This is a genomic window from Ramlibacter tataouinensis, assembly GCF_027941915.1.
Lineage (GTDB): Bacteria > Pseudomonadota > Gammaproteobacteria > Burkholderiales > Burkholderiaceae_C > Ramlibacter > Ramlibacter tataouinensis_C.
Genome location: NZ_CP116009.1, coordinates 2,960,675 through 2,972,862 on the forward strand (window position 1 = coordinate 2,960,675; position 12,188 = coordinate 2,972,862).

Here is a 12,188-nt window from a genome sequence, read left to right on the forward strand (position 1 = left end):
AGCGCGCTCCCCGACAGCGACCAACACAAGGAATTCGAATGAACTTAGCCAACCTGAAAATCGGAACGCGCCTGGGCCTGGGCTTCGGCGTGCTGGGCCTGCTGCTGCTGGTCGTGATCGGGCTGAGCATCACCATGCTTGGCCGTGTCAGCGACGGCACCTCCGACATCGTCAGCGACAACGTGCCGAAGATGCAGCAGTCGAACCGCATCAACAGGTCCCTCAACGAGGTGGCGATCGCGCTGCGGAACATGATGCTGACCAACAGTGACGCGGACCGCCAGAGGCAGCTGGCCGTCATCGCGGAGTCCAGGAAGCTCATGGGCGAAGACCTCAAGCAGCTGGAACGGACCCTGTTCACGCCCAGGGGCAAGGAGATCCTGCGCCAGTTGATGGAAATGGACGCCATCTACGGCACGTCCCTGGACGGACTGCTGAAGCTGATCGCCGCGGACGACCTGGAGGGTGCCAAGACGTACCTGAGCCAGGAGCTGCGCCCCAAGCTGGATGCCTACAAGGCCTTGATCGCCGCTCAGGTCAAGTTCCAGGAAGACCGGATGGACGCGGCCGGAGCGGCCGCGAGCCAGACCTATCTGGACACCCGCAACCAGATGCTGGGGCTGGGCGGCCTGGCCCTGTTGTTCGGTGCCGCCATCGCCTTCTGGATCACGCGCTCGATCACCCGTCCGCTGGGGCAGGCCGTGACCATCGCCGACACGGTGGCCGGCGGCGACCTGAGCAGCCGGATCGAGGTTTCGACCACCGACGAGACCGGCCAGCTGCTGCTGGCCCTGAGGAAGATGAACGAAAGCCTGGTGGACGTGGTCAGCCGGGTGCGGGGCAGCACCGACGCGATCGGCACGGCCTCCAGCCAGATTGCCTCGGGCAACCAGGACCTGTCCTCGCGCACCGAGGAGCAGGCCAGCTCGCTGCAGCAGACGGCGGCCTCGATGGAGGAGCTCACCAGCACGGTCAAGCAGAACGCCGACAACGCGCGCCAGGCCAACCAGCTGGCGCAGAGCGCCTCCGAGGTGGCGGTCAAGGGCGGCGACGTGGTGGCGCAGGTGGTGGACACCATGGGCTCGATCGATGCGTCCTCGCGCAAGATCGTGGACATCATCGGGGTGATCGACGGGATCGCGTTCCAGACCAACATCCTGGCGCTCAACGCGGCGGTGGAAGCGGCGCGGGCCGGCGAGCAGGGCCGCGGCTTCGCGGTGGTGGCCGCCGAGGTGCGCAACCTGGCGCAGCGCTCGGCCGCCGCCGCCAAGGAGATCAAGGGCCTGATCGACGACTCGGTGGGCAAGGTCGACGAAGGCAGCAGGCTGGTGGGCCAGGCGGGCCAGACCATGAGCGAGATCGTCGACAGCATCCGGCGGGTGACCGACATCATGGCGGAGATCACGGCGGCCAGCCAGGAGCAGGCCACCGGCATCGAGCAGATCAACCAGGCGGTCACGCAGATGGACCAGGTGACGCAGCAGAACGCGGCGCTGGTGGAGGAGGCCTCCGCCGCGGCTCAGTCGCTGCAGCAGCAGGCCCAGGACCTGACCGTGGCGGTCGGCGTCTTCAAGCTCGATGGTGCCGCGCACGGCGCGCCGGCGTTCACGAGCGTGACGCCGCTGCCGGCGAGGGCCAAGGCGCCGGCCAAGCCCACCGCGACGCGCGCGGGCGCCAAGCTGCCGGCGCCACCGTCGGCGCCCAGGCTGGCTGCCGCCGGCGCCGACTGGCAGGAGTTCTGAGCCCGCCCATGCGACTGAACCTGCCCGTCACTCCGAACGAATATGTGCTTGCCGCCGACGCGGCGCTGGTTTCGTGCACCGACCTCAAGGGTCGCATCAGTTATGCCAACCCGGCCTTCATCGAAGCCAGCGGCTTCGAGGCCGGGGAGCTGTATGGCAAGGCGCACAACATCGTGCGGCACCCGGACATGCCACCCGAGGCCTTCGCGGACATGTGGGACAGCCTCGGCCGGGGGCTGCCCTGGACCGGCCTGGTGAAGAACCGTCGCAAGAACGGCGACTTCTACTGGGTGCGCGCCAACGTGACGCCGATCCGCCGCCGCGGCCGCATCGAGGGCTACATGTCCGTGCGCAGCCGACCCGACCCCGCCGAAGTGCAGGCCGCCGAAGACGTCTACCGGGTGCTGGGCCAGGGGAAGGCGAAAGGCATTGCGATCCGCCAGGGCGAGGCGGTGCGGCTGGGCTGGACCAACCCCCTGGACGCGCTGCGCCGCATCCCGGTGCAGCGCCGGGTGGCGGCCGTCACCGGCGGCTTCGCGCTGCTTTCGCTCGCGGCCGCCGGCGCCGGCCTGGTGAGCGGCGGGCTGCCGCGCGCGGCCTGCGCCGGACTTGCGGCCTCGGGCCTGGCCTGGGCCGGCTTCGGCCACTTCCTCAACCGGACGGTGTTCCGGCCGCTGGAGCGGGCCACCCAGGTGGCGCGCGCGATCGCCGGCGGCGACCTGCTGCGCTTCCAGATCCACCCGCACGACGAGACCAAGGACCTGCTGAAGGCCCTCAACCAGATGAGCGCCAACCTGTTCGGCATCGTCGCCGACGTCGGCGTCAACGTCGCGGGCGTCCTGGATGCGTCGGGGCGGATCACCACCGGCAACCAGAACCTGTCGGCGCGTACCGAGGCCCAGGCCAGCGCGCTGGAGGAGACCGCCGCGGCGATGGAGGAGCTCACCAGCACGGTCAAGCAGAACGCCGACAACGCCCTGCAGGCCAACGCATTGGCGGTGTCCGCCTCCGACGTCGCGCTGCGGGGCGGCGACCTGGTGGCGCGGGTGGTGGACACCATGGGCTCGATCGACGCGTCCTCGCGCAAGATCGTGGACATCATCGGGGTGATCGACGGGATCGCGTTCCAGACCAACATCCTGGCGCTCAACGCCGCGGTGGAAGCGGCGCGGGCCGGCGAGCAGGGCCGCGGCTTCGCGGTGGTGGCCGGCGAAGTGCGCAACCTGGCGCAGCGCTCGGCCGCGGCGGCCAAGGAGATCAAGGGCCTGATCGGCGACTCGGTCGGCAAGGTCGACCAGGGCAGCCAGCTGGTGGGCGAGGCCGGCCGCACCATGACGGAGATCGTCGAGAGCGTGCGGCGGGTGACCGACATCATGGCGGACATCACGGCGGCCAGCCGGGAGCAGACCATCGGCATCGAGCAGATCAGCCAGGCCGTCACCCAGATGGACCAGGTGACGCAGCAGAACGCGGCGCTGGTGGGCGAGGCCCTGGCCGCCGCGCAGTCGCTGCAGGCGCAGGCGCGTGGCTTGTCGGTGGCCGTGGGCACCTTCCGCCCTGCCGGCGCCCGCGACCCGGCGGCGGCGCCGCGCCTGCCGCGCCGCCCTCAAGCTTTCGCGCCGGCTGCCGATATCAGGAAGGAAGCCCTTTCCATGGAAGACCATGTCTAACCTGTTCAGCACCGGCCTCAGCGGCCTGGCCGTCGCGCGCGCCGCCTTGCAGACCACGGCGCACAACACCGCCAACGTGTACACGGAGGGCTACAGCCGTCAGACCGCGCAGGTGGTTTCCAGCGGCGGGATCCTGCGGCCCGGCATCGGCTTCTTCGGCTCCGGCGCGCAAGTGACCACCATCGCGCGCAGCTACGACCAGTACCTCGTCTCGCAGCTGGTGCAGGCGCAGGCGGGCAGCGCCGCGCTGTCCACCTACCACGCGCAGATCGGCCGCATCGACAACCTGCTGGCCGACCCCGAAGCGGGCCTGGCGCCGCTGCTGCAGGGCTTCTTCGCCGGCGTGCAGGGCGTGGCCAATGCCGCCGCCGACCCCGCCGCGCGCCAGCAGCTGGTGAGCGCGGCCCAGACGCTGGCCGGCAAGTTCCGCTCCGTGGACCAGTACCTCAACGAGCTCCATGCCAGCGTCGACAGCCAGGTCGAGGGCACGGTCGGCCAGATCAACAACTTCGCCCGCGAGATCGCCGGCCTCAACAAGCAGATCTCGATGATGCGCGCCAATGCCGGCGGGCTGCCGCCCAACGACCTGCTGGACCAGCGCGACCAGCTGGTGAGCGCGCTGAGCAAGCTGGTGGGCACCCGGGTGGTGGTGCAGGACGGCGGCCAGTACAACGTGTTCATCGGCAACGGCCAGACGCTGGTGCTGGGCGACACTGCCCGCCAGATGCAGGTGGGCCCCTCGCACGCGGACCCCAGCCGCCAGATGGTGTCGCTCACCATGGCCAGCGGCGCGGCGGTCGAGCTGCGCGATGCCGACCTGGCCGGCGGATCGCTGGGCGGGCTGCTGCAGTTCCGCTCCGAAACCCTGGTCCAGGCGCAGAACTCGCTGGGCCGGATGGCGATCGCCCTGGCCGACAGCTTCAACCGCCAGCACCAGCTGGGCGTGGACCTGCACGGGGCGGCCGGCCAGGCCTTCTTCACGCAGTCCACGCCGGCGGTGATCGCCAACGACCGGAACCAGGGCAACCTGCAGCTGCAGGCCGCCTTCGCCAGCACGTCGGACCTGACCGCCAGCGACTACGTGATCTCGGTGCAGGACGTGGCCGGCGTGCTGCAGTACACCGCCACGCGCTTGTCCGATGGCCAGGTGTTCCCGCCGGCGGCGGGCTTTCCGATGACGCTGGACGGCGTGACGCTGTCGGTCAGCGGCGGCACGGCGCAGGCCGGCGACTCCTTCCTGCTGCAGCCCACGCGCACCGGCGCGCGCGACCTGGCGGTGCGGGTGACGGACCCGACGCAGGTCGCCGCCGCCGTGCCCATCCTGGTCGAGCCGGCGCCGGGCAACCGCGGCGGCGCCGGCATCAGCGCGGGCGCGGTCGACCCCAGCTACCTGCACGGCACGCCGGCGGCGCCGGTCACGCTGCAGTACGCGGGCGGCCAGCTCACCGGCTTTCCGGCCGGCGCGGCCGTGAGCGTGACGCTGCCCGACGGCTCGCCGGCCGCCGGCAGCCCGTACGCGCCCGGCGCGGCGGTCACGCACGTGCCCGGGGCCACGGTGAGCTTCGAGGGCATGTCCTTCGTCCTGAGCGGCGCGCCCGCCGAGGGCGACAGCTTCACGGTCAGCCGCAACGGCGCCGGCGTCTCCGACGGCCGCAACGCGCTGCTGCTGCGCGCGCTGCAGGGCGCCAAGACCATGGACGGCGGCACCGCCAGCTTCGCCCAGGCCTACGCGCAGCTGGTCAGCAGCGTGGGCAACCGCTCCAACCAGCTCGGGATCGCGAGCGAGGCGCAGGCCAGCGTCACGGCGCAGATCCGCGCCGCCCAGCAATCGGTGTCCGGCGTCAACCAGGACGAGGAGACCGCCAACCTGCTGATGTTCCAGCAGATGTACCAGGGCAACGCCAAGGTGATCCAGACGGCGGCGGCCATCTTCGACGCCATCCTCGCCATCGACCGTTGACGCCCGCCGGCCCAGGGGACCCACATGCGAATCAGCACGCAATCCTTCTACGAACAAAGCCAGCTCGCGATGAACTCGCAGCAGGGCAGCCTGCTGCGCTCGCAGCAGAAGATCGGCGCCATGACGCGCATCCTCACGCCGGCCGACGACCCGGTCGGCGCGGCGCGGGCGCTGGGGGTGTCCGAATCGCTGGCGGTCAACGCCCAGTACCAGGCGACCCGCGGCGAGGCCATCCATACGCTGTCGCTGGAGGAGAACGCCCTGCAGGCGGTCACCGGCGTGCTGCAGGACGTCAAGACGCTGATCGTGCAGGCCGGCAATGGCGTGATGACCGACGCCGACCGGCGAGCCCTCGCCACCACCCTGGAGAGCGCGCACGCGCAGCTGCTGGGCCTGGCCAACACCGACGACGGCAACGGCCAGTACCTGTTCGCGGGCTTTCGCAGCGGCAGCCCGCCCTTCGTGCGCGACGCCGCCGGCGCCGTGAACTACCAGGGGGACCAGGGACAGCGCCTGATGCAGGTCGACGTCTCGCGCCAGGTCGCCGGCACCGATGACGGCCGGACCCTCTTCCAGTCGGTCCAGGGCGCCGCGGGCTACGTCACCTCCGAGGCCGGCGGCAATGCCGGCAGCGCCGTGTACGGCGCAGTCAGCGTGATGGACGCGGGCGACCCGCTGTACGGCCGCGACTTCAGCATCAGCTTTGCCGGCGGCAACTACACGGTGGAGACCCAGGACGCGCCGCCGGTGGTGGTCGCCTCCGGCGCCTTCACCGCCGGGGTGCCGATCGACTTCGGCGGCCTGCAGATCAGCATCGCCGGCACGCCCGCCGACGGCGACGTGGTGGAAGTCAGGAACGCGCGCAACGCCGGCACCGACGTGTTCGCCACCCTCTCCGAGCTGGTGGCGGCGCTGCGGGCGCCGCTGGCGGGCGGCGGCGATGCCGCCCAGGCGCGCCTGCTCAATGCCTTGAGCACCGCCAACGTGCGCATCACCAACGCGCACGACAACGTGCTGACGGTGCGCTCCTCGGTCGGCTCGCGCCTGAAGGAGCTCGACATCCTCAACGGCGGCGGCCAGGCGCGCGCGCTGATGGACAAGAGCCACCTGTCGGACCTGCAGGACCTGGACTATGCGAGCGCGATCACCGATTTCTACCAGCGCCAGTCGGCGCTGCAGGCGACCCAGCAGACCTTCCTGCGGATCCAGCAGATCTCCCTGCTGAACCTCCTGTAGGTCAGGGGCGCAGCGCCTGCAGCACCCGCAGCGTGGCGTCGAACGCGGCCGCGAAGCGCGGCTCCAGGAAGGCGGGCAGCTGCTGCACCACCAGCTGCAGCAGCACCAGGCCGGCCAGCAGCGTCATCGGGAACCCGACCGAGAAGATGCTGATCTGGGGCGAGACCCGGGTCAGCACCCCCATGGTCAGGTTCAGGATCAGCAGCGCGGCCACCATCGGCAGCGCCAGCATCAGGCCGCCGGCGATCACCTGGGTGCCGGCCGCGGCCAGCACCATCCAGCCGCGCGCGGCCAGCGGCTCGGTCGACACCGGCAGCGCCTCGAAACTGTGCACCAGCACGGCAACGACCATCAGGTGGCCATCGAACGCGAGGAAGGCCAGCATCGCCAGCGCGTTCAGCAGCCGTCCCAGCACCATGGTCTGCCCGCCGGAGCCGGGATCGAAGAAGGAGGCGAACGACAGGCCCATCTGCAGGCCGGCATACTCGCCGGCCGCCTGCACCATGGCGAACACCAGGCGCATCGAGAAGCCCATCGCGAGGCCGACCAGGACCTGCTGCGCGGCCAGCCAGGCCCCGTCGCCCGACACCGGCGGCACCTGCGGCATCGGCCCCAGTACCGGCGCGACCGCCAGCGTCAGCAGCGCGGCGGTCGCGACCTTGTGGCGGCGCGGCACCGCGCGTTCGCCGAACACGGGCGCCATCGACACCAGCGCCAGCATGCGCAGGAAGGGCCACAGGAAGGCCGCCATCCAGCCGGCCAGCTGGGCCGAGGTGACCGCGATCGGGCTGCCCATCAACCCACCAGCTGCGGGATGCTGGCGAACAGGTTGCGGATGTAGTCGAGGGCGACGCCCAGCATCCAGGGGCCGGCGACCACCAGCGTGGCGAACACGGCCAGCAGCTTGGGGATGAAGGACAGCGTGGCCTCGTTGATCTGCGTGGCCGCCTGGAACAGGCTCACGACCAGGCCCGTCACCAGCGCGACCAGCAGCAGCGGCGCGCCGAGCAGCAGCGAAACCTTCATCGCCTCGTGGCCCAGGGTGGTGACGGTCTCGGGGGTCATGGGTGGAAGCTTTGCGCCAGCGAGCCCACCAGCAGTTGCCAGCCGTCCACCAGGACGAACAGCATCAGCTTGAACGGCAGCGAGATGGTCGCCGGCGGCACCATCATCATGCCCATGGACATCAGCACGCTGGCGACCACCAGGTCGATGATCAGGAAGGGGATGAAGATGGTGAATCCGATCTGGAAGGCGGTCTTCAGCTCGCTGATCACGAATGCCGGCACCAGGATGCGCAGGGGCACCTGCTCGGGGCCCTGCATCGGCGGCACGTCGGCCAGCCGCGCGAACAGGCCCAGGTCGGCCTCGCGCGTCTGCTTCAGCATGAACTCCTTGAAGGGCTCGACGCCGCGCTCCATCGCCTGCTGCGCCCCCAGGGTGCCCTTGGAGTAGGGCAGGTAGGCGTCCTGGTAGGCCTTGTCGAACACCGGCGACATCACGAACAGCGTCAGGAACAGCGACAGGCCCACCAGCACCTGGTTGGGCGGCGTGGACTGCGTGCCCAGCGCCGTGCGCAGCAGGCCCAGCACGATGAGGATGCGGGTGAAGCTGGTCATGGCCAGCAGGGCGGCGGGCAGGAAGGACAGCGCCGTCAGCAGCACCAGCAGCTCGATGCTGAGGGACCAGGTCTGCGCGCCGCCGGGGCCCTGGCTGCTGGTCAGGCCGGGCAGGCCCTGCGCCCAGGCCAGCGCCGGCAGCGCGCCCAGCGCGAGCAGGGCGAGCGGGCGCCAGGGGCGGCGCGCCGGCTGCTGCGGGGCGCGGGCCATCAGCTGCGTCCCTTCAGGGCGTCGAGGGAGGCGCGCAGCTTGTGCGCGAAGGCTGCGGCATCGAAGGCCGGGGCGGTCGCGCCAGGCGCGGCGGCATCGGACGATTGCGCCGCCGCCGGCAGCGTGTGCAGGTGGCGCACCTGGCCGGCGGCCACCCCCAGCACCAGCCAGGAACCGCCCACTTCCACCATCACCACCCGTTCGCGCTGGCCGACCGCGGCGCTGGCGACCACCTTCAGCAGGTGCCCGCCGCCGGCCGCCGGCACGCCCAGCCGGCGCACGACCCAGGCGCAGGCGAACACCAGGGCCAGCACCAGCACCAGGCCGACGCCGGCCTGCAGCAGTCCGGCCGCCGCCGAAGGCGGTTGCGCCGCTGGCGCGGCCACGGTGGGCAGCGCCGCGCGCACGGCGGCGGGCGCCAGCGCCGCCAGCGGCAGGCCGGCCCGGAGCAGGCGCGCCGGGGTCATCGATTCAGCTTCTGGATGCGCTCGGACGGCGTGATGATGTCGGTCAGCCGGATCCCGAACTTGTCATTCACGACCACCACCTCGCCCTGGGCGATCAGGTAGCCGTTGATCAGCACCTCCATGGGCTCGCCGGCCAGCCCGTCGAGCTCGACGACGGATCCCTGCTGCAGCTGCAGCAGGCGCTTGATGGTGATGCGCGCACGCCCGAGTTCGGCCGTGATCGTGACCGGCACGTCCAGGATGCGGTCGATATCGGCCTTGACCGCGGCGGCGCCGGCGGCCTCCAGCGGGGGGAAGGCCGCGGCGCCGGCGGCGACCGGCTGCCGGGAGGCCATGGCCTGCGCGGCCAGGGCGCTTTCCCAGTCGTCCGCCGCGTCGTCGACGCCGTCCGGGGTGCCTTGTTCATTCATGCTCGCTCCCCTTGCTCGATTCGGGGTCCTGGTGCTTGATCATCTTTTCCACCCTCAGCGCGTAGCGGTCGCTGGAGGTGCCGTAGCCGCATTCCATGACGGGGATGCCGCCGACCTTGCCGACGATGGTCCGGGGCAGCTCGATCGGCAGCACGTCGCCGGCCTTGAGCGCGAGCGCCTTGCCGATGGTCGTGTGCAGGGTGACGAACTCCGCGCGCAGCTCGACGTCGGCGCTCTGCATCTGGTTGGTCAGCTGCTTGACCCAGCGCTTGTCGACCTCGATCTCGTCCTGCAGCGGATTCGACAGCAGGGCGCGGATCGGCTCGATCATCGAGTAGGGCATGCACACGCGCAGCGCCCCGCCGATGGGGCCGAACTCGATCTGGAAGGTGGTGCTGATCACCACTTCCGTCGGCGCCACGATGTTGGCCATCTTGGCGTGCATCTCGGCGCGCACGTACTCGAACTCCAGCGGGTACACCGCCTGCCAGGCCACGCCGTAGCTGTCCAGCGTGGTGTCGAGCAGGCGCTTGATGATGCGCTGCTCGGTGGGGGTGAAATCGCGCCCCTCCACCCGCACGTGGTAGCGGCCGTCGCTGCCGAACAGGTTGTCCACCACCAGGAACACCAGCTGCGGGTCGAACACGAACAGGGCGGTGCCGCGCAGCGGCTTCATGTGCAGCAGGTTGATGTTGGCCGGCACCGGCAGGTGCCGGATGAAGTCGCCGTACTTCTGGATCTGCACGGTGCCGACCGAGATGTCGGCATTGCGGCGCATGAAGTTCAGCAGCGCGCCGCGCAGGTGCCGGGCAAAACGCTCGTTGATGACCTCGAGCGTGTGCATCCGGCTGCGCACGATGCGCTCCTGCGCGCCCAGGTTGAACCGGGGCGGCGCCTCGCCGTCGGGCTCGGACCGGGCCGCCGGCTCCGCGGCGCCGGTGACGCCCTGCATGAGGGCATCGACCTCGTCCTGGGACAGCGGTTGCTCATTGGCCATGGATCGTGCGGGCGCGGCGTGCCTACTGCAGCACGAAGGCGGTGAACATCGCGTGGGTGATGCGCTGTTCGGGCAGGCCGGCGGCGAACGGCCGGTTGACGGTGGCGACGATCTCGTCGGCCAGCTGCGCCTTGCCGGCCGCGCTGGCCAGCGTTTCCGCCTCGCGGTTCGACAGCAGCGTCAGCACGCGGCTGCGCACCTCGGGCAGGTATTGGGCGATGCGCTCCTGCGACGCCGGGTCGGCCGACTTGAGCGTCAGGCTCACGTGCAGGAAGCGGCCGCGGCCGTCGGCGTGCAGGTTGACGGTCATGGGCTCCAGCGCCACGAAGATCGGCGGCGGCGCGGCGGGCGCGGCGGCCGGGGGCTGCGCCCGCGTGAGCAGCAGGTAGCCGCCGGCCAGGATGGTCAGCAGCGCCGCCACGAGCAGCGCCACCAGCACCAGGTTGATCTTGGAGGAAGGGGGCGTGCCGCCCGGTCTGGAACTGGTAGCCATGGTTGCCGCAAGTGGATGGACGAGATTCTTTTTCAGCAGGGGCCGAACCTATAGGGCGATGAGCAGCTGGAATCGCGCTCAGCTCCGGGCTTTGCGTCCTCAGGCGAAGGTGTCGACGGCATGGCCGCCGGAGCCTCCTCCGGCCGGGGGCCGGGTCGCGGCAGCCGGCACTTCGGCGGGGGCCTGGCCCGGGCTGGCCGGACGGCGCTGCGCCGACGGGTCGTGCTGGGACTGCGGGGAGCCTCCGGAGGCCGGCTGGTGCTCGGCGCCGACCGAGGCCTGCCCCAGGGCGATGCCGCTGTCGGCGAGCGCCGCGCGCAACTGCGGCAGGGCCGCTTCCAGCGCGGCGCGCACCGCCGCGTGCGGCGAGACGAAAAGCGCTTGCGCCTGCTGGTCGGCCACCGACAGCGTCACCGACAGCGGGCCCAGGCCGGGCGGGTTGAGCTCCAGCTGTGCCTGTCCCTGGCCGCGGTGGTGCATGCCGGTGAGCGCCTGGCCCAGGGCGGAAGGCCAGGCACGGCTGCCGACCGGCGGCTCGACGGCGGCCTGGCCGGCGAGTGGCAGCTCGGCGGCGGCGGCGGGGAACCCGGTCGCTGCCGGCGCGGCCGCAGCGGCTGCGAAGGGCGCCGCCGGCGCAGTGCCGGATCCCGGCAGCACCGGCGCATCGCTGCCGGCGGCGGGGCCGGCTGCGGCATCGGGATCGGCCGGCGCGGCCAAGGTGAACGACGCGCCGGTGGCGCTGGTGTCCGGCCGGCGGGCCGCGGCCTCGGCCTCGGCCGGCCGCCCCTGCGGCGGCACGGCGCCGGCGGCCGCTTGCGCGGCGTGGCCGCCGCCGGCCACGGGGCGCGCCGCGGGCGTCGCGGGCAGGAAGGCGGGCGCAAAGGCTGCGCGCCCGGCCCGGTCGCCGACGTCGTGCTCGGTGGCGCCGGCAGCCGCTGCCCCGGCCGCCGCCTGCGACAGCGGGGCCGCCACTGGTTCGGCTTCACCACCGCGGGGCGCCGGCCGAAGGGCTTGCGCGCCGGCCGTGTCCAGCCGAGGCCCGGCGGGAGCGTCGTGGACGCCCGTCGCGAGTGCCGTTCGGACCGGCCCGGCGGCCGCCACGGCGCCGCCCGCTGCGGCCTGGCGCGGGTCCAGCGCTGCCGCGATCAGCGGCGGCGACATGCCGGCCTCCAGTGCTTCGCGTTCGCCGGCCTCTTGCGGGCGCCGGGTGCGCGCGGGGCGGGCCAGGGGCGTGGCGAGGTCCTCCCGCACGGCGTCCGACCGCGTCTTCATGCGTCGCTCCAGGACTTCGGCGAAGGCGCCGGATTCGCCCGCCGGCGGAACATCGTTGCGCGCGGCGGCATTGACGGTGGGACTCAGGACGGCTGGGACGTTCATGACGGTT

12 protein-coding genes are annotated in these 12,188 nt (G+C 71.8%); 4 read left to right on the top strand and 8 right to left on the bottom strand.

From position 1 onward, the window contains the following. The first annotated feature begins 38 nt into the window (after positions 1–38). Genes PE066_RS14140 through flgL form a run of 4 tightly spaced genes read left to right on the top strand, consistent with a single transcriptional unit; the run spans position 39 to position 6,608 of the window. Positions 39–1,742 carry a methyl-accepting chemotaxis protein gene (locus tag PE066_RS14140; protein WP_271233172.1) on the top strand — a complete coding sequence of 568 codons (1,704 nt, stop codon included), beginning with the start codon at positions 39–41 and terminating at the stop codon, positions 1,740–1,742. Between the two features lie 8 nt (positions 1,743–1,750). Further along, the gene (locus tag PE066_RS14145; protein WP_271233173.1) at positions 1,751–3,412 is read left to right on the top strand and encodes a methyl-accepting chemotaxis protein; all 1,662 of its coding nucleotides are present in this window, start codon (positions 1,751–1,753) and stop codon (positions 3,410–3,412) included. Then, positions 3,405–5,372, top strand: coding sequence for a flagellar hook-associated protein FlgK (gene flgK / locus PE066_RS14150; protein ID WP_271233174.1), 1,968 nt, complete (start codon positions 3,405–3,407; stop codon positions 5,370–5,372). The genes PE066_RS14145 and flgK overlap by 8 nt, the downstream gene beginning before the upstream one ends. Before the next feature lie 24 nt (positions 5,373–5,396). Beyond that, a complete protein-coding gene (gene flgL / locus PE066_RS14155) occupies positions 5,397–6,608 on the top strand; it encodes a flagellar hook-associated protein FlgL (RefSeq protein ID WP_271233175.1) in 1,212 nt (403 codons plus the stop codon). Position 6,609: 1 nt separating this feature from the next. Here flgL and fliR read toward each other — a convergent pair whose 3' ends face one another. The 8 genes from fliR to PE066_RS14195 form a co-directional block, all read right to left on the bottom strand. Beyond that, positions 6,610–7,404 (bottom strand): flagellar biosynthetic protein FliR, encoded by a 795-nt coding sequence (gene fliR, locus PE066_RS14160; protein WP_271233176.1) that lies wholly within the window; start codon positions 7,402–7,404, stop codon positions 6,610–6,612. Further along, positions 7,404–7,673 carry a flagellar biosynthesis protein FliQ gene (gene fliQ / locus PE066_RS14165; protein WP_271233177.1) on the bottom strand — a complete coding sequence of 90 codons (270 nt, stop codon included), beginning with the start codon at positions 7,671–7,673 and terminating at the stop codon, positions 7,404–7,406. Before fliQ ends, fliR begins: the two co-directional genes overlap by 1 nt. After that, positions 7,670–8,437: a flagellar type III secretion system pore protein FliP gene (gene fliP, locus PE066_RS14170; protein WP_271233178.1), complete on the bottom strand. Its 768-nt coding sequence runs from the start codon at positions 8,435–8,437 to the stop codon at positions 7,670–7,672. Before fliP ends, fliQ begins: the two co-directional genes overlap by 4 nt. Beyond that, positions 8,437–8,904: a flagellar biosynthetic protein FliO gene (gene fliO / locus PE066_RS14175; RefSeq protein WP_271233179.1), complete on the bottom strand. Its 468-nt coding sequence runs from the start codon at positions 8,902–8,904 to the stop codon at positions 8,437–8,439. The genes fliP and fliO overlap by 1 nt, the downstream gene beginning before the upstream one ends. Beyond that, positions 8,901–9,314, bottom strand: a complete 414-nt coding sequence (fliN, locus tag PE066_RS14180; RefSeq protein WP_271233180.1) for a flagellar motor switch protein FliN — start codon at positions 9,312–9,314, stop codon at positions 8,901–8,903. Before fliN ends, fliO begins: the two co-directional genes overlap by 4 nt. Next, positions 9,307–10,311, bottom strand: coding sequence for a flagellar motor switch protein FliM (gene fliM / locus PE066_RS14185; RefSeq protein ID WP_271233181.1), 1,005 nt, complete (start codon positions 10,309–10,311; stop codon positions 9,307–9,309). Before fliM ends, fliN begins: the two co-directional genes overlap by 8 nt. A 22-nt stretch (positions 10,312–10,333) precedes the next feature. Then, the gene (fliL, locus tag PE066_RS14190; protein WP_271233182.1) at positions 10,334–10,804 is read right to left on the bottom strand and encodes a flagellar basal body-associated protein FliL; all 471 of its coding nucleotides are present in this window, start codon (positions 10,802–10,804) and stop codon (positions 10,334–10,336) included. Positions 10,805–10,903: 99 nt separating this feature from the next. Next, on the bottom strand, positions 10,904–12,181 hold the full coding sequence (locus PE066_RS14195) for a flagellar hook-length control protein FliK (protein WP_271233183.1): 1,278 nt from the start codon (positions 12,179–12,181) through the stop codon (positions 10,904–10,906). Positions 12,182–12,188 lie beyond the last annotated feature (7 nt).